Below are 23,778 nucleotides of genomic sequence, written 5' to 3'. Positions count from 1 at the left end.
AGCAGGAGATCGCGATGCGTGACATCATGGGCATGATGGGCAAGGTCAAGGAAATGCAGGCCAAGATGGAGAAGATGCAGGAGGAAATCTCCGCTCTCGAAGTCGACGGCCAGTCCGGTGGTGGCCTTGTTTCCGTCCGCATGGATGGCAAGGGCAACCTCAAGGGCATCAAGATCGATCCGTCGCTCTTTAAGGAGGACGACGTCGAGATCCTCGAAGACCTGATCGTCGCTGCCCACAAGGACGGCAAGGACAAGGCCGAGGCGATCACTGCCGAAAAGACCCGCGAACTGACCGCCGGCCTGCCGATCCCGCCCGGCATGAAACTGCCTTTCTGATCAGCGGCTTCACAAGCCAGTCGTGACCGGGATCTTGCGTCAATCCTGCATCGGCAGGAAGGACGGGCCGACGATGCGGACCTTGCGCGGCCGATCGGTGACCAGGCTGCGGCTGCCGCGCAGGCCGACATCGCTCATCAGGCTCATATTCATGGCGAGCATCGGCACCGGCACGACAGGATTGTCGGCAGAAACACCGAGATCGACGGCCTCGTTGACCGGGCTGCGGGCGAGCACGGTCTTGTAGTAGCGCGCCATGTCGCAGGTCCGGACCGGCACCGCGACACGATAGGCCCCGGCGCCCGGCAGATCGGCGTAGCGCTTGCCCGTCGTCAGCGAGACCATGTCATCGGCAACCCGCTCCGCCCCGGCCATCCGGAAGACGTCCATCTCCGCATCCTCGCAAATGAACTGGCATTGCACGACGATCTTGTCCGTGTCGCGCGAGCGGCCGTAGCCGGAATTCGGGGATGGGAAATAATAGCCATCCGACAGCCGGACGCACATGGTTTCCATGCTTGCGGATTGAACGGACGTCGCACGGTGCATCGGGTTGGCTTGCGCCCGGATGCTGCGTGATTTTTCAGGCTGCTCTGCGCGAGGCTGCTTCACCGCGGTGGCGAACATCTTCGCTTCGCCGGCCGGGCGTGCGCAGCGAGCCGCCAGTGCCGTCCGTCCAGAGATTTTCGCGAGCCGCTGGCCGGCCTGCGATATGCGGCCTGAGATCTCACGGCAAGCCAGGGATGATTTTCCCAAGGTGCAGCCGTATTTGTCGCCGAGCGCCTGATTGGCTTTAATCTGGCGGCGCAGGCTTGCGGCTTCGGTGCTGCGGCCGGCAGAGGACGCGACCGGTGTCGCCGAACAGTTGCCAGCCCCGGCGACAGCCGGAACGGCAAGGGACAACGCGACGGCAACAACCATCACCGGAAGCCTGAACACCTTGCCTGCCTGTTTCGCGAATTCCTGCATGACGACCCCATCCCGGTGCTGTTTTGCATGACAACGCGCACGCCCTCTACAACGGCGAAAGCCGAGGTGATTGGTGGGTGCAAGGCATGCTTGATCATCAATTTCTCGCGACCGACTGATAGGGATCAGGGCGTCGCGACAGGCTCTCTCATAGAAAAAGAAAGCGCTGAAATAAAGCGGGACTTGATGGAATGGTTAAGGTCCGGGTGCCGCGGTTTGTGTCGCGGTTTGTGCTGCAGCCAATCACCCGCCTGACAGCTTTGCGCGCAGTTTGTGGTGGATCGGAGCGGCAAGATACCGGGCGCGATCGGCACCGGACAAATTGCGTCCATAGGTTTCGAGCATTTCCGGCATACAGATACGGTCGCCGGAAAAGGGGGCGTAAGTGACGGCTTCGCCGGCCTGGACGCTTCCCTCCTTCAGGACGCGACAGTAAAATCCCGGCCGTGCAGCCTTGTAGAAACGCTTGGCAAAACCGGGATCCCGCATTCTGGCGGCGAAGGTGGCGCAGGGGATGCGCGTCGAGGTCACCTCGAGCAGGATATGTCCGGTCGCGAACCGGTCGCCAACCGATATGCTGCGACTGTCGACGCCCTCGATCACCAGGTTTTCGCCGAACGTTCCCGGGACCAGACTGTCGCCAAGTTCAGCCGACCACCAGTCGAGATCAATCGAGCCCATGCCATAGATAGCCTGATCGACACCGCCGTGGTGCTTGCGATTGCAGATCGCGTCGCCGATCAGTCCTTGGCGATCGACCATCACCGGTGTCTCGACCGGATGCTTGAAAATGCCCGTCTTGTAGGACTTGCCGGGCAGCCTCTCGGCACTGCCGGTGCAGACGGCAAGGATGGACATGGATGGCATTGCTTCTGGCCTCGTTCGGATGATGGAAAACCGCCTGTAGCGATTCCGTTCGCAACAGATATGGGATAGAAACCCCGCATGGCAAAGCGAGTCACCGGTCCGGAAATCGAAAAACTGATCCAGCTCCTGGCAAAGGTGCCGGGGCTTGGACCGCGCTCGGCACGGCGGGCAGCGCTGCACCTCGTCAAGAAGAAGGACCAGCTGCTGGGGCCGCTTGCCGATGCCATGGGGGAAGCGCACCGCAAGGTCCGGATCTGCTCCTGCTGCGGCAATGTCGATACGATCGATCCCTGCAGCGTCTGTTCGGACGAGCGCCGCGACAACAGCGTCATCATCGTCGTCGAGGATGTGTCCGATCTCTGGGCGCTGGAGCGGGCGAGCACGATGAACACCGCCTATCATGTGCTGGGCGGAACATTGTCGCCACTCGACGGCGTTGGCCCTGACGATATCAATATTCGCGGGCTGGTGGAGCGCATCACCAAGGGTGGCGTGCGCGAACTGATCATCGCGGTCAACGCCACCGTCGAGGGCCAGACGACGGCGCATTACATCACCGACCAGCTGGAAGGCCTTGGCGTCAAGATCACGCGGCTCGCGCATGGTGTGCCTGTGGGCGGCGAACTGGACTATCTGGACGAAGGCACGCTGACGGCAGCGCTGAGAGCGAGGACGGCGATTTGAAGATGATGATGCAAAGATGGCGGGCACCCGCAATGGCAACGGTGCTGGCGAGCCTGTTGGCGCTCCTGCCTCTGCCGTCGCAGGCGGCGACAAAAGCCGAGACAGAAGCGCAGTTTCGGAACTGGCTTCAGACGGAGCTCTGGCCGGAAGCGCAAAAGACCGGCATTGCGGCAGATGCCTTCAAATCTGCCTTTGCCGGCGTCAAGCTCAACTGGGACCTGCCCGATCTCGTCCTGCCCGGATCCAAGCCGGCCGGCGACCGCAAGCAGAGCCAGGCTGAGTTCTCCTCTCCCGGCTCCTATTTCTCCGAAAAGCGCCTCCAGGGTCTGGCGGCGACGGGCCGGTCGCTGGCGAAGACGCATGCGGCAACGCTGCGACGGGTGGAAAAGACCTATGGCGTTCCCGCCGGGATCGTCGTTGCCATCTGGGGCCGCGAATCTGGCTTCGGGCGGGCAAAGATTCCGCATCCGATCATCGACGTTCTCGCCACCAAGGCCTTTCTCTCGACACGGCCGGAGCTTTTCCGGCGCGAGTTGATCGCCGCCCTGCATATTCTCGACAGCAAGGATGTGAAGGAAGCAGACATGCGCGGCTCCTGGGCCGGTGCCATGGGCCAGCCGCAGTTCCTGCCGTCGAGCTTTCTCGAATATGCCGTCGATTTCGACGGAGACGGCCGCCGTGACATCTGGAATTCGGTTCCCGATACGCTGGGGTCGATCGGACACTACCTGTCGAAGAAGGGCTGGCAGCGCGGCCGCGACTGGGGCTTCGAAGTCTATATCCCGGCCAATATCTCCTGCGCGCAGGAAGGCCCCGATCTGGCAAAGCCGATTTCCAGCTGGGTTTCCGACGGCATCGAGCGGGCCTCCGGCAAAGCGTTTCCATCAGGCGAAGCGCGGGCGAGCGGCATGATGCTGGTGCCCGCCGGCCGCAATGGTCCTGAGTTCATCGTCACGCCGAATTTCTACGTGATCAAGGAATACAACAATTCCGACCTCTATGCCCTGTTCATCGGCAATCTCGCCGACCGGATTTCCGGCGGCGGCGGAGCCTTCAAGGGGCCTTGGGGCGATGTCGGCAAGATGTTGCGTTCGGATGTCGCCGCGATGCAGCGGGCCCTCGAGGCCAAGGGGTATGATGTCGGCGGCTCGGACGGGTTGCCGGGCTACAAGACGCGCCGGGCGCTGGGCGACTGGCAGGCGAAGACCGGCATCGAACCGACATGTTTCCCGGACACGTCGCTGAAGGCGAAACTGCGATAGACGGCATTTCCCCTCAGCGGCCTGACCTTCTGTCCATCGCGACGGGGAGAAGGTCAGGCAGCGCCTGGGATCAGGCTTTTGTCAGCTTGAGGATCGTCGACCCGCCGCCACGGCTTTCGGTGACGGCATAAATGCTCCCGTCCGGTCCGACCTTGACATCGCGGATGCGTGCATCGAGCGGCACATGCTCCTCGAACGTCACCCGGTCATTCTCCATGTGCAGTACCACCAGGCCCTGCGTCACAAGGCCGCCGATGAGAAAGGCGCCCTTCCATTCCGGCACGGCATCGTCGTCATAAAACACCATGCCGGACGGGCCAATGACCGGATCCCAATAATAGACCGGCTGTTCGGTGCCCGAAAGCGCGGTGATACCATCGCCGATCTCGCCGCCGCTGTATTCGATCCCGTAGGTCACCTTCGGCCAGCCGTAATTCTTGCCGGCTTCCGGCCGGTTCAGCTCGTCGCCGCCTTTCGGGCCATGTTCGACTGTCCATAGCCGGCCCTGCCCATCAAGGGCTGCTGCCTGCAGGTTTCGGTGACCGTAGCTCCAGATTTCCGGCATCGCGCCATCTGTGCCGACCAGAGGATTGTCGGCCAGTGCCTTGCCGGTCGTATCGATGCGGAAGACCTTGCCGAAGCCGCTTTTCACATCCTGCGACTGGACCCGTGTCTGCCGGTCCGAGCGCTCGCCAACCGTGACGTAAAGTTCACCTGCCGGACCGAAGACGAGGCGCGATCCGTAGTGCTTGTCGCCATCATAGGTCGGCATCTGCCGGAAGATGACCTTGGCATCCTGGAGTTCTGCGCCATCCCCAGACAGCACAAGCTTTGCTGAGGCCACCGAGGTGCCGTTGCCACCATCGCGCGGCTCGGAGAAGGAGAAGAAGATCAGTCCGGACCTGTCGAAATCAGGTGCCAGTGCAACGTCGAGCAGGCCGCCCTGGCCGGCGGCGTCGACCGCTGGCACGCCTGCGAGCGCGGCACTGGCCTTGCCGTCCGTGCCGACGATGTGCATCGTGCCTTCCTTGGCTGTGACGAGCATGCGGCCATCCGGCAGGAACTCCATCGACCAGAGATGCGGCAGGCCTTCGGCCACAACCTGCGTCTCGATCGTCGGCATCTGTGCCGGCTGGGACGCGCGCGTCTGGCCTTCAAAGGCGGGCTTCTGGTCGGTGCCGTTCGGCTGGCGGGTCTCGACCGGGCCACTGGACGACTGGGCCAAGACCTGGCCCGCCAGAAACACGGACAGCATGGTTCCGCCAATGAGAAGGGTCTTCGATCGCATAAAATGTCTCCTGTCGTTCCTCGCGCGGATGCGCATGTCGAAACAGAAACCCGACAATGTGGCATTCGTTGCAAGAGGCGTGATCAACTCGTGATCAAGAAGAGGTTATCTGCCCCAATGGCATTTCGGCCGAAGTCGCCGCGTCGGATCGCTGCCGGCGCGGCATGTGTGAGCGAAGTGCGCCCCGGGCCTGAGGTGCTAGTTCGTCACGCTCGCCAGATAGGCGATGATCTCTTTGCGCTGCTCGCCGTTCGGGACGCCGATCGCCATGCGCGTTCCCGGCACCAGCTTTGCCGGAGCGGCGAGGAACTGGTCGAGCGTCGCTACATCCCAGGTCAGGCCTGAGGCTTTGAGCGCGGCTGAATATTTGAAGTCGGTTGCAGCACTGGCGCGTCCCACCACGCCGACAAGATTTGGACCGGCGGGAGAATTCTTGCCGGGCGTGAGAGAGTGACACGCCTGGCATCTCTGCTTGAAAAACCTGGCGCCGGCATCCAGTTCCTGCGCATCGGCCGACCCTGCCACGGCGAGCGTCAGTGTCAGCAATGGCCCGAAAACCCTGTTCATTTGCATGGGAAACATCTCCGTAAGAACCGTGTCGTTGCCGCCAGTGCGGCCAAGCGCGTACTCCCCGGCCTGTCATAACCGGGGAGTACGCTTGGACAAGGCGTCAGGCGCTGAGCGACTTGGCAAACGGCATCACGCGGATCCGCTTTCCAAGCGCCTTGTAGATGGCATTGGCAACGGCAGGGCCGATGGGCGGAACGCCCGGTTCACCGATACCGGACGGCGGATTGGCCGAGGCGAGGATATGAACCTCGACGGAGGGCATCGCGTCGATCCGAAGCGGCGTGTACATGTCGAAGTTTGCCTGATCGACAGTGCCACCGGACAGGGTGATTTCCTCGGCAAGAATGGCGCCCAGACCGAACCCTATGCCGCCCTCGACCTGTGCGCGAACCTGATCCGGATTGATCACCAGACCGCAATCGACTGCGGCAACGACACGCTCGACCTTGATGCCGCCACTGTCATTCAGCGAGACCTCGGCGATCTGCGCAACGACCGTACCGAAACTTTCGGCGACGGAGACCCCACGGAAACGCCCGGCAGCCACGGGTTTTTCCCATTCCGCCTTTTCCGCAACCATCTTCAGAATAACCGCATGGCGCGAATCCGGCTCAAGCATAGACAGGCGGAATGCGATCGGATCCTTGCCGGTGGCCTCGGCGATTTCGTCGAGAAACACTTCGGCGGCAAAAGCCGTGTGGGTGGAGCCAACCGAACGCCACCAGAGAACGGGAACGCCGACCTCTGTCGTCGTCAGGCCGATCGTCTGATTGGGGATGGCATAGGGCAGGTTGTTCGCGCCTTCGACGGATGTCGGATCGACCCCGTTCTTGACCATGCCGTCAAACATGGTCTTGCCCATGATCGACTGGCCCACCACATGATCGCTCCAGGCAACCAGTTGTCCGTCTGCGTCGATCCCGGCTTTCATCTGGTGGACATAGGCGGGGCGGTAGCGCCCTGCACGCATGTCGTCTTCACGGGTCCATTGCACCTTGACCGGCGCCCTGTAGCCGATCGCCTTGGCGACATAGACCGACTCGACGACGACGTCGCCATCGAACACCGCCCGACGGCCGAAGCTGCCGCCCGTTTTCATGACATGCAACTGAACCTTGTCCGGCGTCACGCCGGCGATCTGGCTGGCAAGCATCTGGTAAACATCGGGGAACTGATGGCCACCCCAGATTTCCAGCGTGCCGTCATCATTCTTGCGCGCCACGGCATTCAACGGCTCGATCGCCGCATGCGACAGATACGGGAATTCGAACGTGGCCTCCATGACCCTGGCGGACGACGCAAAACCGGCATCGGCATCGCCATCCTTGCGCGCGATCGCCGCCGGTGCCTTGCCGGCAATGTCCTTGTACATCGCCATGAGTTCGGGTGTGCCGCGTTTTTCGGCAGCGCTCTCGTCCCAAACCGCAGTGACGGCCTCGCGACCCTTGATCGCAGCCCACATCGTCTCGGCAACCACAGCCACGCCGCGCGGCGTCTCGACCACATCGACGACACCCTTGACGGATCGCGCCGCCGTCGCATCGAAGGACTTGAGCGTTGCCCCGAACAAAGGCGGGTGGATCATGACGGCCGTCAGCATGCCGGGCAGTTTGACGTCGATCGTGTACTGTTCCGTGCCGTTTGCCTTGCGGGCGCTGTCGAAGCGTTTGAGCTTTTCATTGCCGATCAGCTTCCAGTCGGCCGGCGCCTTGAGCGTTACCTCGGCCGGTGCAGGCAGGGTCGCTGCCTTGGCGGCAAAGGTGCCGAAGCCGCCGCTCTTGCCCGAGACATGGGACAGAACGCCATTTTCGACGGTGATGTCCGATGCGGATACTCCCCAGTCGGACGCGGCCGCAGCAACCAGCATCGCCCGAGCCGTTGCCCCTGCTGTGCGATAGCGCTCAAAGGAGGTAAACATCGATGTCGAACCGCCGGTCCCCTGGAGCGTGCCGCCGAACGCGATATTGCCATAGGCCTTCACATTGCCGGCGACGCCGAGAACCTCGATGGTCGACCAGTCGGCATCGAGTTCTTCGGCGACCAGCGTGGCAAGACCATTATAGGATCCCTGCCCCATCTCGAACTGGGACGACAGAACGGTGACCTTGCCATCGGCATCGATTGTCAAATAGGGCGTAAAGGCAAGGGCATCGGCTCCCGAGCCGGCCGTCCCGCTGGCGGCGGCAGGCGTTGCGGCAAGCACGTGATAACCAATGGCGACGCCGCTGCCGGCGGCAAGCGCGCCGAGCAGGAACTGGCGTCGGGATGCCTGGATTTTTTGCCCAGGCAGATGAAGGGATTGCATCAGTTTCGGGATCATGACTTAGGCCTCCAAGCGTTTCGAAGCTTCGTGAATCCCGGCGCGGATCCTGTGATAGGTGGCGCAACGACAGAGATTGCCGGTCATCGCGGCGTCGATATCGTCGTCGGTGGGCTTCGGATTGTTGGTCAACAGATCGGTCACCGACATGATCTGTCCCGACTGACAGTAGCCGCATTGCGGAACATCGAGATCGGCCCAGACCGTTTGCACCGTCTCAGCGACCTTTCCGGACAATCCTTCAATGGTGGTGATCCTGGATTCGCCGATATCCCCAACGAAGGTCTGGCAGGAGCGCACGGGCGAACCGTCCAGGTGAACCGTGCAGGCGCCGCATTGTGCCATGCCGCAGCCGAATTTCGTACCCGTCAGCCCGACCAGATCACGGATCGCCCACAGGAGCGGCATATCCGCTTCGGCCTCGATCTCATGCGCCGTGCCATTGATGGTTAAAGTCACCATGGTGTTCTCCCTGCGTTTCAACGCCTGATCTCTGTGCCTCCGGCCATGGTTATGCCGAGCTGCAGGAAGCCTATAAGACCGTGGCGTGGGGGAACAGGCGCAATCCTGCTTTTTTATTGCCCAATCCTGTCAGATTGGACGACTTCGTATTCTTCAATGTGCGAGGATCAGGGACAGAACCGGGTCCGCTATGGCCGCGGGAAACGAAAATCTATGCGACGGAGCCAGCCCGGATGGCGATGTCGGTGCTCATGATCCCCTTCATATCGCGAAGCGGAGGATGGCCGAACATGCGGCGATATTCCCGACTGAATTGCGTCGGGCTCTCATAGCCGACCGTGAGCGCGGCCGTCGCAACGTCTATCGATCCGGCAAGCATCAGTTCCCGCGCATGGTGCAGCCGCAGATGTTTCTGGAACTGGAGCGGGCTCATGCCGGTCATGGCCCGGAATTGGTGGTGCAATGTGGAGATGCCCATTCCGGCCAGGTCGGCAAGGTCATCGATGCGGAGCTGTGCCGTGTAGTTATCCTTCACCCAGGCGACGGCTTTCGCAACGCGGTTGCTGTTTGTCCCGGAGAGCACAAAACGGCGCAACCGGGCACCCTGATCGCCGGTCAGCAGCCGATAGAAGATCTCAGCCTGGATGTGAGCAGCCATGAAAGGCAGATCATCAGGGGAATTCGTCAATGAAATCAACCTTAGAAAGGCATCGAACAGCTCTGGAGTGGCCACCCCCACCGCAACGCCGCGATCACGATTGGTGATGTCGGCCGGCTGCAGATTGTGGTCGACGATCAGGCGCCGCATCGTGTCCAGGTTCAGGCGCAGCGTCGCGGCAACGTAGGGCTCATCGACAGTCGCCGTCCGGATCTGGCCTTTCATCGGCATGCCGACGGCGGTGAGGAAGAAGGCACTCTCGTCATAAACCATCGCTTCGTCGCCAACCTCGACGAATTTCCGACCCTTGATGATCAGCGACAGGCTTGGTTCGTAGACGCTGGAAAACGGCCCGGCAGGCTCGACGAGACGGTACAGCGATAGCCCCGGAACCTGATGTCGAACATTCAGGCCATCCCAGGGCAATGTTGAAATCACCTCGAGTATGCGCGCCCGGATCGGGCAGGTCTGCGCCAGCAGGGCCTTGCAGTCTGACATCCCGTGATCCATCGAAACCTCCCGCTGGACGGCGATGCCGCCTCGAAACCTTCAGCGGATTCTCTACATTTTTTCTGCATGCAAGACAATCAGGCAGGAATGGTTCAGCACCGTCTGCGCAACCGTCAAATGATCCGCCCACGGGCGGCGACCGGCCAGACGGCGGAAATCGCGCCGTGTTCGACGATATGAACCGCATCGACCATGTTGGTAACAACGCACGCATGGTTCGGCACGATGCGCAGCCGGTCGCCGACCTTCAGATTGATCGCGCCATCGCTGACGAGACGCCCGTGTTCCTCCGAGAGCTGGTCGATGGTGATGTCGTCCCGGCCCAGCACGTGGCCGTAGCCCGACAGGCCAAGCAGATCGGAGGTCAGCGTCTTGGAGCCGGCATCGATGATGGCGCGGTTGCGTGATGGCACCGAAACGACGGTGGCCAGCACCGTCAGGGCGCAGTCGTCCCAGCTGCAGACACCGCGCGAGACGAGCGAGCGGTCGTTGTAGATGTAGGTTCCGGGGCGATATTCTGTGCTCACCGGTGCCTCGGCCGCCGCCATCATCGAGGGCGTGCCGCCGGAGGTGATCACCGGAACCGCAATCCCGGCCGCCTCGATCAGGCTTTTCGCATGCGTCATGAACGTCTGGACGGCCAATGCACCGCCGGCCGGGGGATAGGTCATCAGGCCGCCAAACACCAGGCCGGGCGCATCGGCAATCCGCCGGGCAAGGGCTGCCGCTTCTTGCGGGCTCGACACGCCGCAACGATCGGCACCGGTGTTGCATTCGACCAGAACCGTCAGGGGTGCGGGTTCCGATGCGAATGTCGACGACAGTCCGTCAAGCACGGTCTCGTTGTCGGCGACGACGCTCAGCGCCACCTTGCGGGCAAGGGCTGCCAGAGCATCGCGTTTCTCCTCGCCAAGGATGTTGTAGGTGATCAGCACGTCGCGAATATCAGGGCTGCCGGCCACCATCGCCTCGGCTTCCGAGACCTTCTGGCAGGTGATGCCGATGGCGCCGGCCGACAGTTGCATCTCGGCCAGTTGCGGCAGCTTGTGTGTCTTGATGTGCGGGCGAACCTTCAGCCCGTGCTTATCGGCATAGGCCTGGAAGCGCTCGATGTTGCGGCGGACGATCTCGAGATCGATGAGAACGGCCGGAGTGTTTGCGGTCTCTAATGCCGATTGCGCCTTGTCCATGGGATCCTCCAAAAGAAAGTTCGATGCAATTTCAGGCGGAAGGAGACGCTGCATCGCTGTTGTGCAGATTCCCGGCCGACCGAGTCTTGACAATTTATGCGTCCTGTCACTGAATACGTCAATCCGGTAAAACAGACGCATGTCCGCAATACTGGACATAACAATCGATCAAAGGGGATCATCATGACAGTTTCAGTCCGAACCAGCGCGCTTTCGCTGGCAGCAGCCTTCCTCCTTTCCGCCCTTCCGGCCACAGCACAGCAGGCAACCAGCAGGCTCGACGAGGTGCTTGCACGCGGTCATCTCGTTCTGGGCACCGGCAGCACCAATGCGCCTTGGCATTTCAAGAGTGCCGAAGACAAGTTGCAGGGGTTTGACGTCGACATGGGCCGCATCGTTGCCAAGGCGCTGTTCGGCGATCCCGACAAGATCGAATATGTCAATCAGTCCTCCGATGCGCGCATCCCGAACATCACGACGGACAAGGTGGATCTGACCTGCCAGTTCATGACCGTGACCGGTGAACGCGCCCAACAGATTGCTTTCACCATTCCCTACTACCGCGAAGGCGTCGGCCTGATGCTGAAGGCAGACGGCAAATATGCCGATCATGCGGCCCTGAAGGCCGGCGGCTCATCCGTCACGGTTGCCGTGCTGCAGAACGTCTATGCCGAGGCGATGGTGCATGCCGCCCTGCCCGAGGCGACCGTTGACCAGTATGAATCGGTCGACCTGATCTATCAGGCGCTCGAATCCGGCCGTGCCGACACGGTGGCGACCGACCAGTCTTCCCTCGCCTGGTACATGACGCAGAACCCCGGTCGCTACACCGATGCCGGCTATGGCTGGAACCCGCAGACCTATGCCTGCGGCGTCAAGCGCGGCGATCAGGATTGGCTGAACTTCGTCAACACCGCCCTGCATGAGGCGATGACCGGCGTCGAGTTCGATTTCTATGCGACATCCTACAAGACCTGGTTCGGCAAGGAACTGGCACCGCCGACCATCGGCTTCCCGGTCGAGTTCCAGTAACAGCGGACCAAGACCATCGGGACGAAGGGTTTGCCCTTCGTCCTTCCTCCACCCTCTCCGGCAGGATGCCGCCATGGGTTATACCCTCAATTTTGCCGTCGTCTGGCGCAACTTCGACCAGCTTCTCGAAGGCCTCGCCCTCAGTCTCGGGCTGGCTTTCGTCTCCATCCTGATCGGCGCTGCGATCGGGCTTCTGGTTGCCTTTGCGCTGATCGCCAAAAGCGGCTGGATCAAGCGGCCCGCGGCCACCTATGTGACTGTTATCCGCAACCTGCCGATTCTGGTGCTTGTGCTTTTTGCCTATTTCGCCCTGCCGCAGATGGGCGTTCGCCTCGGCAAGCTGGAAAGCTTTGTCGCCGTGCTGTCGATCTATTCCGGGGCCTATCTGGCCGAAGTGTTTCGCGCGGGCCTGATCTCGATCCCGAAAGGCCTGACAGAGGCCGGGCTGGCGATCGGGCTGACGCCCATGCAGATCCGGACATCGATCATCGTGCCGCTGATGCTGCGCAACGTGCTGCCATCGCTTTCCTCGACGGTGATCTCGCTGTTCAAGGATACATCGCTGGCTGCCGCCATCGCCGTGCCGGAACTGACCTTCGAGGCACGCAAGATCAATGTCGAGAGTTTTCGGGTTATCGAGACATGGATAGTCGCATCCGGTCTCTATGTCGCCACCTGCTCCGTTCTGGCTGCGCTGATGCGTTTCGCCGAACGCCGCCTGTCGGTTCCGAGGTGATGCCATGATGGATCTTTCCGCTTTTCTAGACCAGATCTGGATTGCCCGTCTTGCCATCCTCAAGGGCCTCGGCATCACGATCTCGATCTCGGCGCTCTCGATCATCGTCGGTTCGCTGCTGGGCGTGCTTGTCGGGCTATCGCTTGTCTATGGCAATCGCGCACTGCGGTTCGTCGTGCGCGTCTATACGGATTTCATCCGGGGCACGCCTGTTCTCGTGCTTGTCCTTGCCAGCTATTACGTTCTCTCCACCATCGGCATCGATCTTGGACCTTTCCAGGCCGGCGTGTTTGCGCTTGCGGTGTTCTGCTCGTCGCATGTCGGCGAAATCGTGCGCGGCGGCCTGCAGGCGATCCCCAAGGGCCAGACGGAAGCCGCCAAGGCGATCGGGCTGACCTTCAACCAGACCTTTGCCTATGTGCTCTGGCCGCAGGCCCTGCGGCAAATCCTGCCGGCCTGGGTCAATACAGCCGCCGAGATGGTCAAGGCCTCGACGCTGCTGTCGGTGATCGGCGTCGCCGAGCTTTTGCTGCGGACGCAGGAAATCATCTCGCGCAATTTCATGAGCCTGCAATTCTATTTCCTGGCCGGCTTTCTCTACTTCGTCATCAATTACGGGATCGAGCAGTTCGGCAAATATGTCGAGCGCAAGACCGCCGTTCCCTCGTAAGGCCGTCAGACATGAGCAAGGTACTTCTCGAAATACAGGGTTTGCGAAAGCAGTACGGCATCGTCGAGGTGCTGAAGGGCGTCGATTGCACGATGCGGGAAGGCGAGGTGATCTCGATCATCGGCTCCTCCGGCTCCGGTAAGACGACAATGCTGCGCTGCATCAACATGCTGGAGGACTTCCAGGGAGGCCACATCCGGCTCGAGGGCGAGGAGATTGGCTATGAGCACAGCGGTTCCTCCCGACGGCGCAAGAGCGAAAAGGAAATTGCCCGCCAGCGGGCGCTGACCGGCATGGCCTTCCAGCAGTTCAACCTCTTCCCGCACATGACGGCAGCGCAGAACGTCATGCTCGGCCTGGTCAAGGTCAAGAAAATGTCCCACGACGAGGCCCGTGTTCTGGCGGAAAAGTGGCTTGACCGGGTTGGCCTGTCAGCCCGCGCCGATACCTATCCCGGCCAGTTGTCCGGCGGTCAGCAGCAGCGCGTGGCGATTGCCAGGGCCATCGCCATGGCGCCGCGCCTCATGCTGTTTGACGAGGTCACCTCGGCGCTTGACCCGGAACTGGTCGGCGAAGTTCTGCAGGTGATCAAGGCACTGGCCGCAGACGGCATGAGCATGCTGCTCGTCACCCATGAAATGCGCTTTGCCTATGAGGTTTCCTCGCGGGTGATTTTCATGAACCAGGGCGTGATCTGCGAGGAAGGCGACCCGAAGGAGATGTTCGCGAAACCAAGGACAGAACGGCTCGCGGAGTTCCTCAAGACATCCAGCTTCAACTGAAGGGAATGCGGAAAGGCGAGACGTGGTTTTGCGTTCGCATCCCGTTCCAAGCAAAAGAGAGAAAAGACTGATGACGATTAAACGTTATGGCGCCGGCGAAACCGGCGCAGGCGGACAGCCCCTTCCCTTCGCCCGCGCTGTGGAGGCCAATGGCTGGCTCTACGTCTCCGGCCAGGTGCCGATGGAAAACGGCGAGATCGTCCGCGGCGGCATCATTGCCGAGAGCCGCAAGGCCATCGAAAACCTGATCGCCATCCTGCACGAGGCAGGCTACGGCATCGAGGATGTGGTGCGCGTCGGCGTCTGGATCGACGATCCCCGTGATTTCTGGAGTTTCAACGCCGTCTATGCCGACTATTTCGGCGCGAACCCGCCGGCCCGCGCCTGCGTTCAGTCGCGAATGATGGTGGATTGCAAGGTCGAAGTCGATTGCGTCGCCTATCGCGCCGACAGGACTTGAAATGCCGGGCGCGGCTTGCAAAGGTCGCGCTCATCGTTTTGACAGGGACAGACGGAATGGCTGACGGCGCAGAAGACATCGTATCGCGGCGCACGCGGGGCCTTGATCGCGCCTTCGAGATCCTCGAATTCCTGCGCATCAAACGCCAGCCGATGCGGCCCAACGAAATTGCCGTCGAGATCGGCGCGCCGCGCTCGTCGGTCTACGAACTGGTCAACCTCCTGCTGCGCCACGGCATGCTCGACTACCAGGGCGGCGACGGCCGGGTCTTTCTCGGGCGCAAGCTCTATTTCCTCGGCACCGCCCATGCCGAGCAATTCGACCTGATGCGCGAATCCGAGGATGTCCTGGCGCATCTTGCGGAGGAAACCCGCGAAACCGCGCAGATGTGCCTTCTCGAGGGTCACAAATATACCGTTGCCATGATGCGCGAGGGTAGCCGCGCCTTCCGGATCTCGTCGAATATCGGCGAACTCGTGCCGATCCCGTGGACGGCGTCGGGCCGCCTGCTCCTGGCGCATCTGACCGACGAGGAGATCGTCGCCTTCATTCCGGAAGAGGATTTCATGCTGCCGAACGGCCAGCGGCTCGATCCCTCGCGCTTCATCGCCGAAGTCCGCCAGGCCGCGCTGGACGGCTATTTCACCTTCAACAGCGAAGTGGCGAATTTTACCCATTGTTTCGCCGTGCCGGTACGCCAGTCCGACGGTCAATGCGTGGCGACCCTGTGCCTTGTTGCCCCCAAGGAAGACGGCTTGCGGCATTGGCGGACACATCTCGACAGCCTTTTGGGCGCCGCCCGCGCCCTGTCCGAGAAACTCGGCTACAATGGCCGCCGCGAGGACACACGGCGGGTCAAGTGAGCATCGGCTTTAAGCCCGCAGCGCACAGGCGTTCATACCACGTCGAGCGGCTTCAGAAACTCTGACACTGTCGCAAGGCACAGCGCTTTTTCCTCGACATGCGGCATGTGGCTGGAATTTTCGAACACCACCCAGCGGCATCCGGGCACACGTTCGACATAGGGACGGACGACCTCCGGCGTTGCCTCGTCATGGCGGCCGGAGATCAGCAGTGTCGGGGCTTCGATCTGCGGCAGGCGATCCTCGATCGTCCAGTCCTTCATCGTGCCGATCACATGGAACTCGGTCGGCCCGTTCATATTGCGATAGACGGTATTATCCTCGTCCATGATCGCAAAGGTTCGCGCCACCTCGGGCGGCCAGGGCGAGACGCGGCAGACATGGCGGTCATAGAAGACACGCGAAGCAGCGATATAGTCGGGATGAGTGATCGTACCGGCGTCCTCATGCTTCAGGAGCATAGCCTGGACATCGCCCGGCAGTTCGCGACGCAACCGGTTGGCCTCGGCGACCCAGGTGTGCATGTTGGCCGGCGAGTTGGCGATGACAAGCGCCTTCAGGCCCTTCGGCCGGCGCACCGCGTGTTCGGCGCCGAGCATGCCGCCCCAGGACTGCCCGAGAAAGGCATAACGATCCGCGATCCCGAGATGGACGAGGAGGGCGTCCAGTTCTTCGAGAAACAGCGAAACGGTCCAGAACTCCGGCCCCTTGTCCGGCAGGCGCGTCGAATTGCCGTTTCCAAGCTGGTCGTAATGGATGACGGGGCGGCCATCGAGCGCCGCGATGTCCTTGAAGCTATCGACATAGTCATGGGTGCAGCCCGGTCCGCCATGGGCGATGACAAGCGGCAGGAGCGGCGAAGCCAGCGACCCGGTGATGCGGTACCAGGTCCGGTAGTCGCGAAATGGCAGATAGGATTCCTGAACTTCGACCGATGCCACGTCTCATCTCCATGCGGTTGTTCCGATGGAGAAAGCATACTGTCCGGATTCAGGCGGCGGCAGCTATCACAAGTAATAGGATGGCGGCTCTTCCAGCAGGCGATAATGGGTGGCACGCACCACCGCCTGTGTCCGGTTCTTCGCCCCGAGCTTCTTGGCGGCGGCGTTGAGGTGCATGACGACGGTCGGAACCGCGCGACCGATGACACGGGAAATCTCCTTGGCCGACAGTCCGTCGGCCGAGTGGCGCAGGCATTCCCGCTCGCGATTGGTCAGGTGCGCCCGCGTTCCGGTTTTCGCTGTGTCATCGAAGGCCGCATAGGCAGCCTCGTGGAAAACATGGGCCATGAGCCCGAAATCGGCCATATGGCGCTCGGCGTCGCCCTGAAATCCCTTTCCTGCACCGAAGCGAACACCCGTCACGGTGGCACAGTCGCCGCGCGGCAGGTGGACCGGCACGGTCACGCCGCAGGACATGTTGCGCTCGTAGAGATAGCGCGACACCGGCGCGCTGCGCTCGTCGAGAAAACGGTTGATCTGCGTCCCGGCCGTCTGATCGTAGTTCCAGAAGAATGGCGTGGTCGTGCGCATTGCCAGAAGTTGCACGGGATCGATGCGGAAATATTCGCGATCGAACCAGTATTCCCGCATGTCCTCGGAAATGTTGCGCAGCTTCAGGAGCGAAGGCAACATCAATGCGCCGTCGAGATCATAGGGAACCGGCGTGTAATCGTAGATCAGGGCGTCGAAGCCGAAACCCTTGATGACCTCGAATGCGGTATCGATCCGGCCGTCCAGCGTGTCGCCCGCAGTGAGCCGCGACCGGATCGAACCTATATCGTCAAACATGCGCAAATCCTAACGTCGGACCGGGATCTGTAAAGCCGCGAGCGACCCATCCTATCACTTCTTATAGCTGGTGCGGAACCGATAATACGCTAAAAATTAGTCATGCTGAAAAGATGAGCATTGTTTGCAGAAGGCAGGAGACGGCCGATGTGGCGCGAGATGGAACCGGATGACCGTATCGAGATCGATGTGATGGGCTACAAGGTCGTCGCCTACAGTTTCGGCACGGGCACCGAGACCGTATTCTGCCTCAATGGCGGTCCGGGCCTGCCCTGCGACTACCTGCGCGAGTCCCATTCCTGCCTCGTCGACCAGGGCTACCGCGTCGTTGCCTTCGACCAGCTCGGCACCGGTGCGTCAGACCGCCCCACCGATCCGGCGCTCTGGACCATCGACCGCTATGTCGCGGAAACCGAGACGGTCCGCAACGCCCTCGGGCTCGGCAAAGTGCACATGCTCGGCCACTCCTGGGGCGGCTGGCTCGCAATCGACTATGCCCTGACCTATCCGGAAAACCTGAAGACGCTGATCCTCGAAGACACGGTCGCGGACATGCCCCATCTGATCCTGGAACTCGAGCGACTGCGGGCAGCGCTGGGGCCGGAAACCGTGGCGATGATGCAGAAACACGAGGCGCGCGGCACCATCGATCACCCGGAATATCTGGCGGCGATCACGATCCTGAATTATCGCCATGTCTGCCGGCTTTCGGACTGGCCGGCGCCGATCCAGCGCTCGCTCGCCGACTGGAACATGGGACCCTATGGCACGATGCAGGGGCCGAACGAATTTCTCTATATCGGCAATCTGAAGGACTGGAACCGGGTGGCGGACCTGCCGAAGATCACCGTCCCGGTTCTGATCACCTGCGGCGAACACGACGAACTGACGCCGGCCTGCGCGCTGCGCATGAAGCTGAACCTTCCCGATGCCGAACTGCACGTCATCGACAATGCCAGCCACATGCCGTTCTTTGAGAATCCGGATGGCTACTATCCGGTGCTTCTCGATTTTCTGGCACGTCACAGGACGGTGGCATGATCGGCAGCGCGCGACATCAGGTCTACGCCCCTCAGGCCGGAAAGGGGCTGGTCCATGCACCGCTATAGGTTTGTGCTGTTTCGCCCCTTGCAGTTCCTGCCGGTGCTGTTCGGCATCAGCATCATCACTTTCGTACTTGTCCGGCTGGTCCCCGGAGACCCGGCCCGCGTGCTGCTCGGCGCCCGCTCGACCCCGACGGCGATTGCCCGCATCCGTGCGCAGTACGGCCTCGACGAGCCGATCTGGCTGCAATATTTCTATTTCCTGGAGAACCTCGGCAAGGGCGAGATGGGCAAGTCGATCCTCTACAAGATCGATGTGCTGAAGCTGATCCTCACGCGCATCGAGCCGACGCTGGTTCTGGTCCTGACCAGTGTGCTGCTGTCGATCCTGATCGCCGTGCCGATGGCAGCCCTTGCGGCGCGCAACAGCGGCCGCCTGCCCGATCATGCGGTGCGCATCGTCTCGACGCTGGGCATCGGCTTTCCGCCTTTCTGGCTGGCGCTGATGCTGATCATCCTGTTTTCCGTCAAGCTCGGCATTTTTCCGGTGTCCGGGTATGGTGACAGTCTTTTCGACAAGGCGGCGCATCTGGTGCTGCCGAGCCTGACCATCGCGCTGTCGTTATCGGCGGTTCTGACACGCAGCCTGCGGGCGGCGATGATCGTCGAATTGCAATCGGATCTGGCGACAGCGGCACGGGCGCGCGGCATGCCGGAAAACATCGTTTTCTGGCGTCACGTGCTGCCGAACTCGCTGGTGCCGACCATCAATCTTCTGGCCGTCAACATCGGCTGGCTGATCGGCGGCACCGTCGTGGTCGAGACCGTCTTTGCCATCCCCGGCATGGGACAGCTTCTGGTGCGCGCCATCTTCTCGCGCGACTACATGGTCGTCCAGGGTGTGGCCATGGTGTTTGCCTGCGCTACCGTGCTGGTCAATTTTCTGGCCGACATCGTCACCGTGACGCTTGATCCGAGGGTGCGGCTATGACGGGCGCCACCGCGACCACCCATTTGGCTCTCCCCTGGAGCCGCTTTTTCGGCCGCAACCTGACGCTTGGCGCCGGGGCCTGTATTCTGGGGTTGTTCCTGTTGGTCGCGCTGACGGCACCGCTGATCGCGCCCTACGATCCGATCTATCAGGACGCCGCCGTCCGGCTGGCCACACCGTCCTTCACCCATCCGTTCGGCACCGACAATTTCGGTCGCGACATCTTCTCGCGGGTGCTGTGGGGCACGCGCATTGACCTGCAGATCGCTGTCATCGGCGTTGTCTTTCCCTTCCTGATCGGTACTTTCATCGGCACGATCGCCGGCTTTTTCGGCGGCATCGTGGATACGGTCTTCATGCGGCTGGTCGACGTCATCCTCGCTTTTCCCTTCCTGGTCCTGATGCTGTCGATCATCGCCATTCTCGGGCCGGGCCTCTGGAGCTTCTACATTGCCATGGCGCTGGTCGGCTGGGTCTCCTATGCGCGGTTGATCCGGGCCCAGATACTGGTGCTGAAAAGCAGCGATTATGCGGTGGCCGCCGTCAGCCTCGGCTTCAGCCGCAGCCGCATCATGTTCCGGCATCTGCTGCCGAATGCCATTGCCGGATCGATCGTGTTTTCCATGTCCGATGCGGTGCTCGTCCTGCTCAGCGGCGCGGCCATCAGCTATCTCGGGCTGGGCGTGCAGCCGCCGGTCGCCGAATGGGGCGTCATGGTTGCCGAAGGCCAGAGCTTCATCACCACCGCCTGGTGGATCACGCTTTTTCCCGGCCTTTCCATCGTCGTTCTGGCCTTCGGTTTCAGCCTGCTCGGCGATGGGCTCGGCGCATGGCTGGGGGTGCGCGAATGAGCGAGCCTGTTCTCTCCATCCGCGACCTCACGGTCGATGCCCGGCTCGACGGCGAGACGCGCAGGCTGATCGATGGCGTCTCCTTCGATCTCGGTCGCGGCGAAATTCTCGGCCTCGTTGGCGAAAGCGGCTCGGGCAAGAGCATGATCTGCCGGGCGCTGGTGCGGCTGCTGCCGTCGACGGCGATCGCGATTACCGGCGGTTCCGTCATGCTTGGCACGCGCGACCTGACACGGATGGACGAGGATGGCATGCGCGCGGTGCGCGGCGCCGACATTGGCATGGTGTTCCAGAACCCGACCAGCCATCTTGATCCTGTCATGCGCATCGGCGACCAGATTTCCGAAGGCATCCGCTATCACCAGGGCCTTGACCGCAGGGAGGCGAGAGCCATGGCGGTCGACATCCTCCGGCAGGTCGGCTTTCCCGATCCGCACCGCCAGTATGACGGTTATCCGCACGAATTTTCCGGCGGCATGCGGCAGCGCGCAATGATCGCGGTGGCGCTCGCCTGCAATCCGGACATCCTGATCGCCGACGAACCGACGACAGCGCTCGACGTCACGATCCAGGCGCAGATCCTCAAACTCCTGATGGACCTGCGCGACCGTCGCGGCCTGTCGATCATCCTGATCACCCACGATCTCGGCATCGTTGCCCAGACCTGCGACCGGATCGCCGTTCTGCGGCATGGCCAGCTTCTGGAGATCGGCGAGAAGCGGCAGGTTCTGTCTGCACCGAAGCATCCCTATACGATCAGCTTGCTCAAGAGCCATCCATCGATGCCCGAGGAGGGTGGCCTTCCAGGTCTCAAGACGGGAACACCGGCACTTTCGGTACGCCCCCTGCTGGAGATCGACGATCTCGTGGTCCGTTTTCCGGCACCCGGCCTTGGGCTGTTTGCACGCGGCAAGGCAGAGGTCGCCGCCGTCGATGGTATCAGCCTGCGTGTCATGCCTGGCGAAACCGTCGGCATCGTCGGCGAAAGCGGCTCCGGCAAGAGTACGCTTGCGCGCGCCATTCTCGGTCTGACGCCGCTCACATCCGGACATATCAGCTTCGATGGCCTCGACCTTGCCCAACAGCGCCGGCAGACGCTGGCGCAGATCCGCACGCAGGCGGCGATGGTGTTCCAGGACCCCTACAATGCCCTCAATCCACGCCTGACGATCGGCGCCATGCTCGCGGAAGTTCTCCACGTGCAGAGAAAGATACCGGCTGGCCGGATTCCGGCGCGCATCGACGAACTGCTGGATCTGGTGGGGCTGGACCGTGAATTTGCCACCCGTCGTCCCCTGTCGATGAGCGGCGGCCAGTGCCAGCGTGCCGGCATCGCAAGGGCTCTCGCCGTCGATCCGAAACTGATCATCGCCGATGAATGCGTGGCGGCGCTGGACGTCACCATTCAGGCGCAGATCATCGATCTCTTCCGAGATTTGAAGAGCGCCATGAACCTGACGCTGCTGTTCATCGCCCATGACCTCGCCATCGTGCGCAATCTCTGCGACCGGGTGGTGGTGATGTATCGCGGCCGGATCGTTGAAGAAGGCCTGTGCGACGACGTCTTTGCCCGGCCACAGCATGCCTATACCGCAGCGCTGATCGCCGCCATCCCCGATATCGACCCCGACAAGCCTCTTCTGGGCGGCCTGCCGGCGGGCGCTTCTCCGCATCTCCTGACTGCCTGACAACAACAACAAGGGAACGAACGACATGACAAGCAAATGGAAGACCATCAGCGTGGCAACCGTGCTGGCGATGCTGTCTCTGGGATCGTCGCTGGCCGAAGCGGCTGGCGTATTGACCATCGGCCGGCGCGAGGATTCAACCACCTTCGACCCGATCAAGACGGCCCAGAACGTCGATAACTGGGTATTCTCCAACGTCTTCGACGTGCTGGTGCGCGTCGACAAGACCGGCACCAAGCTGGAGCCCGGCCTTGCGGAAAGCTGGACCATTTCCGATGACGGACTGACCTATACCTTCACGATGCGTGATGCGAAGTTCTCCGACGGTTCGCCGATCACCGCCGGCGATGCCGCCTTCAGCCTCCTGCGTATCCGCGACAATGAAGGATCGCTGTGGAGCGACAGCTACAAGGTGGTCGAGACGGCGGAAGCCGCCGATGACAAGACGCTGGTCGTCAAGCTGAAGACGCCGTCGGCGCCGTTCCTGTCGACACTGGCATTGCCGAACGTCTCGGTGCTGTCGAAGAAAGGCCTCGAATCCGCCGGTGAGGAAGCCTTCGCCGAAATGCCGATCGCCTCGTCGGGCGCCTTCACAGTCAAGGAATGGCGCCGCGGCGACCGCGTCATCCTCGAAAAGAACCCGAATTTCTGGCAGGCGGACCGGGTGAAGCTTGATGGTGTCGAGTGGATCTCGGTGCCGGACGACAATACCCGCATGCTGAACGTGCAGGCCGGCGAACTGGATACGGCGATCTTCGTGCCGTTCTCGCGCGTCGAGGAACTGAAGAAGGATCCGAACCTTGCAGTGCACATCGACACCTCGACCCGCGAGGACCACCTTTTGATCAACCACGAACGGGGCGCGCTCGCCAAGAAGGAGGTCCGCCAGGCTCTGGACATGGCGATCGACAAGAAGGCGATCGTCGATACCGTCACCTTCGGGCTTGGCGAAGTCGCGAATTCCTATATCCCCAAGGGTTCGCTCTATCACTACGCCGACAACTACCAGTATCCCTATGATCCGGCCAAGGCCAAGGCGATGCTGGCGGAAGCCGGTGCTGCCGATCTGTCGCTGGACTATATCGTCAATGCCGGCAGCGAGGTGGACGAGCAGATCGCCGTTCTCCTGCAGCAGCAACTGGCGAAGGCCGGCATCACCGTCAACCTGCAAAAGGTCGATCCGAGCCAGAGTTGGGACATGCTGGTGGCCGGCGACTACGATATCTCAGTCATGTACTGGACCAACGACATCCTCGATGCTGACCAGAAGACCACCTTCGTTCTCGGCCACGACACCAACATGAACTACATGACCCGCTACAAGAGCGACACAGTCAAGGACATGGTCGCCGCGGCGCGCCTCGAACTCGACGCGGCCAAGCGCGAGGCCCTCTATATCGAGATCCAGAAGGCGGCCAAGGACGACGTTCACTGGATCGACCTCTATTACAGCCCCTACATCAATGTCTCGCGCAAAACCGTCGAGAATTTCTACCAGAACCCGCTCGGCCGCTTCTTCCTGGAAGACACCGTCAAGAACTGAGGCCTGCCGACAACGGCATTGAACAGCCCCTTCGCTGCCTTGGTGGCGAAGGGTTTCCGGCATTCGCTGTCCGGCACCTGTGGCCTACGCGACGGCCCTTGCCAGTGCGCAGCGCGACCAGAGCTGGTGGAGCGCGCCGACGAGGTGGTCGATGTCGGCGTTGGAATGCATCGGCGTCGGCGTGATGCGCAGGCGCTCGGTCTTCTTCGGC

24 protein-coding genes and 1 pseudogene are annotated in these 23,778 nt (G+C 61.8%); 14 read left to right on the top strand and 11 right to left on the bottom strand.

Features of this window, described 5'->3' with window-relative positions; translation table 11 throughout:
* The first annotated feature begins 14 nt into the window (after positions 1 to 14).
* Positions 15 to 338 (top strand): YbaB/EbfC family nucleoid-associated protein, encoded by a 324-nt coding sequence (locus tag AX760_RS17530; RefSeq protein ID WP_071834284.1) that lies wholly within the window; start codon positions 15 to 17, stop codon positions 336 to 338.
* A gap of 39 nt (positions 339 to 377) precedes the next feature.
* Here the strand turns inward: AX760_RS17530 and AX760_RS17525 are convergent, their stop codons facing one another.
* The gene (locus tag AX760_RS17525) at positions 378 to 1,307 is read right to left on the bottom strand and encodes a DUF2865 domain-containing protein (RefSeq protein ID WP_071834283.1); all 930 of its coding nucleotides are present in this window, start codon (positions 1,305 to 1,307) and stop codon (positions 378 to 380) included.
* Between the two features lie 243 nt (positions 1,308 to 1,550).
* Positions 1,551 to 2,165: an MOSC domain-containing protein gene (locus AX760_RS17520; RefSeq protein WP_071834282.1), complete on the bottom strand. Its 615-nt coding sequence runs from the start codon at positions 2,163 to 2,165 to the stop codon at positions 1,551 to 1,553.
* Between the two features lie 87 nt (positions 2,166 to 2,252).
* Between AX760_RS17520 and recR the strand changes: the two genes are divergently transcribed.
* Together recR and AX760_RS17510 are read left to right on the top strand one after the other, a co-directional pair.
* The gene (gene recR, locus AX760_RS17515; RefSeq protein WP_071834281.1) at positions 2,253 to 2,858 is read left to right on the top strand and encodes a recombination mediator RecR; all 606 of its coding nucleotides are present in this window, start codon (positions 2,253 to 2,255) and stop codon (positions 2,856 to 2,858) included.
* A 5-nt stretch (positions 2,859 to 2,863) separates the two neighbouring features.
* The gene (locus AX760_RS17510; protein ID WP_175552088.1) at positions 2,864 to 4,120 is read left to right on the top strand and encodes a lytic murein transglycosylase; all 1,257 of its coding nucleotides are present in this window, start codon (positions 2,864 to 2,866) and stop codon (positions 4,118 to 4,120) included.
* A gap of 70 nt (positions 4,121 to 4,190) precedes the next feature.
* On the opposite strand, the gene AX760_RS17505 is transcribed toward AX760_RS17510, so the two are convergent.
* The 6 genes from AX760_RS17505 to AX760_RS17480 form a co-directional block, all read right to left on the bottom strand.
* On the bottom strand, positions 4,191 to 5,375 hold the full coding sequence (locus tag AX760_RS17505; protein WP_425348869.1) for a PQQ-dependent sugar dehydrogenase: 1,185 nt from the start codon (positions 5,373 to 5,375) through the stop codon (positions 4,191 to 4,193).
* Positions 5,376 to 5,606: 231 nt separating this feature from the next.
* Positions 5,607 to 5,981: a c-type cytochrome gene (locus AX760_RS17500; protein WP_087149292.1), complete on the bottom strand. Its 375-nt coding sequence runs from the start codon at positions 5,979 to 5,981 to the stop codon at positions 5,607 to 5,609.
* A 97-nt stretch (positions 5,982 to 6,078) separates the two neighbouring features.
* The gene (locus AX760_RS17495) at positions 6,079 to 8,298 is read right to left on the bottom strand and encodes a xanthine dehydrogenase family protein molybdopterin-binding subunit (RefSeq protein ID WP_071834279.1); all 2,220 of its coding nucleotides are present in this window, start codon (positions 8,296 to 8,298) and stop codon (positions 6,079 to 6,081) included.
* Between the two features lie 3 nt (positions 8,299 to 8,301).
* Positions 8,302 to 8,760, bottom strand: coding sequence for a (2Fe-2S)-binding protein (locus tag AX760_RS17490; protein ID WP_071834278.1), 459 nt, complete (start codon positions 8,758 to 8,760; stop codon positions 8,302 to 8,304).
* A 211-nt stretch (positions 8,761 to 8,971) separates the two neighbouring features.
* Positions 8,972 to 9,916 (bottom strand): AraC family transcriptional regulator, encoded by a 945-nt coding sequence (locus AX760_RS17485; protein WP_245295050.1) that lies wholly within the window; start codon positions 9,914 to 9,916, stop codon positions 8,972 to 8,974.
* 125 nt (positions 9,917 to 10,041) lie between these two features.
* Positions 10,042 to 11,118, bottom strand: a complete 1,077-nt coding sequence (locus tag AX760_RS17480) for a D-TA family PLP-dependent enzyme (RefSeq protein WP_071834299.1) — start codon at positions 11,116 to 11,118, stop codon at positions 10,042 to 10,044.
* A 183-nt stretch (positions 11,119 to 11,301) separates the two neighbouring features.
* Here AX760_RS17480 and AX760_RS17475 point away from each other — a divergent pair, with 183 nt between their 5' ends.
* From AX760_RS17475 to AX760_RS17450, 6 genes are all read left to right on the top strand, one after another.
* Entirely contained in the window at positions 11,302 to 12,150 is an 849-nt protein-coding gene (locus AX760_RS17475; protein WP_071834276.1) for a transporter substrate-binding protein, read from the top strand.
* A 73-nt stretch (positions 12,151 to 12,223) separates the two neighbouring features.
* A complete protein-coding gene (locus tag AX760_RS17470) occupies positions 12,224 to 12,886 on the top strand; it encodes an amino acid ABC transporter permease (protein WP_071834275.1) in 663 nt (220 codons plus the stop codon).
* 4 nt (positions 12,887 to 12,890) lie between these two features.
* Positions 12,891 to 13,556, top strand: a complete 666-nt coding sequence (locus tag AX760_RS17465) for an amino acid ABC transporter permease (RefSeq protein WP_071834274.1) — start codon at positions 12,891 to 12,893, stop codon at positions 13,554 to 13,556.
* An 11-nt stretch (positions 13,557 to 13,567) separates the two neighbouring features.
* Positions 13,568 to 14,338: an amino acid ABC transporter ATP-binding protein gene (locus AX760_RS17460; protein ID WP_071834273.1), complete on the top strand. Its 771-nt coding sequence runs from the start codon at positions 13,568 to 13,570 to the stop codon at positions 14,336 to 14,338.
* Positions 14,339 to 14,408: 70 nt separating this feature from the next.
* The gene (locus AX760_RS17455; protein WP_071834272.1) at positions 14,409 to 14,798 is read left to right on the top strand and encodes a RidA family protein; all 390 of its coding nucleotides are present in this window, start codon (positions 14,409 to 14,411) and stop codon (positions 14,796 to 14,798) included.
* Between the two features lie 56 nt (positions 14,799 to 14,854).
* A complete protein-coding gene (locus AX760_RS17450; protein WP_071834271.1) occupies positions 14,855 to 15,661 on the top strand; it encodes an IclR family transcriptional regulator in 807 nt (268 codons plus the stop codon).
* 32 nt (positions 15,662 to 15,693) lie between these two features.
* Here the strand turns inward: AX760_RS17450 and AX760_RS17445 are convergent, their stop codons facing one another.
* Both AX760_RS17445 and AX760_RS17440 read right to left on the bottom strand, forming a co-directional pair.
* Positions 15,694 to 16,602, bottom strand: a complete 909-nt coding sequence (locus tag AX760_RS17445; RefSeq protein ID WP_071834270.1) for a proline iminopeptidase-family hydrolase — start codon at positions 16,600 to 16,602, stop codon at positions 15,694 to 15,696.
* Between the two features lie 66 nt (positions 16,603 to 16,668).
* Positions 16,669 to 17,451 (bottom strand): helix-turn-helix transcriptional regulator, encoded by a 783-nt coding sequence (locus tag AX760_RS17440; RefSeq protein WP_071834269.1) that lies wholly within the window; start codon positions 17,449 to 17,451, stop codon positions 16,669 to 16,671.
* Positions 17,452 to 17,598: 147 nt separating this feature from the next.
* Between AX760_RS17440 and AX760_RS17435 the strand changes: the two genes are divergently transcribed.
* Genes AX760_RS17435 through AX760_RS17415 form a run of 5 tightly spaced genes read left to right on the top strand, consistent with a single transcriptional unit; the run spans position 17,599 to position 23,567 of the window.
* Entirely contained in the window at positions 17,599 to 18,492 is an 894-nt protein-coding gene (locus tag AX760_RS17435) for a proline iminopeptidase-family hydrolase (RefSeq protein WP_071834268.1), read from the top strand.
* A gap of 54 nt (positions 18,493 to 18,546) precedes the next feature.
* Positions 18,547 to 19,485, top strand: coding sequence for an ABC transporter permease (locus tag AX760_RS17430; protein ID WP_071834267.1), 939 nt, complete (start codon positions 18,547 to 18,549; stop codon positions 19,483 to 19,485).
* On the top strand, positions 19,482 to 20,336 hold the full coding sequence (locus tag AX760_RS17425) for an ABC transporter permease (protein WP_071834266.1): 855 nt from the start codon (positions 19,482 to 19,484) through the stop codon (positions 20,334 to 20,336). The genes AX760_RS17430 and AX760_RS17425 overlap by 4 nt, the downstream gene beginning before the upstream one ends.
* A complete protein-coding gene (locus AX760_RS17420; protein ID WP_071834265.1) occupies positions 20,333 to 22,024 on the top strand; it encodes a dipeptide ABC transporter ATP-binding protein in 1,692 nt (563 codons plus the stop codon). Before AX760_RS17425 ends, AX760_RS17420 begins: the two co-directional genes overlap by 4 nt.
* A gap of 25 nt (positions 22,025 to 22,049) precedes the next feature.
* The gene (locus AX760_RS17415) at positions 22,050 to 23,567 is read left to right on the top strand and encodes an ABC transporter substrate-binding protein (RefSeq protein WP_071834264.1); all 1,518 of its coding nucleotides are present in this window, start codon (positions 22,050 to 22,052) and stop codon (positions 23,565 to 23,567) included.
* Positions 23,568 to 23,651: 84 nt separating this feature from the next.
* Here the strand turns inward: AX760_RS17415 and AX760_RS26795 are convergent.
* Positions 23,652 to 23,778, bottom strand: a pseudogene (locus tag AX760_RS26795) (5-aminolevulinate synthase); the annotation flags it as partial.

Origin of the sequence: Pararhizobium antarcticum (assembly GCF_001885585.1) — a bacterium.
Classification (GTDB): domain Bacteria; phylum Pseudomonadota; class Alphaproteobacteria; order Rhizobiales; family Rhizobiaceae; genus Pararhizobium; species Pararhizobium antarcticum.
Note: the sequence above shows the minus strand (reverse complement) of the source record. Positions and strands in the feature narration are given on the sequence as shown.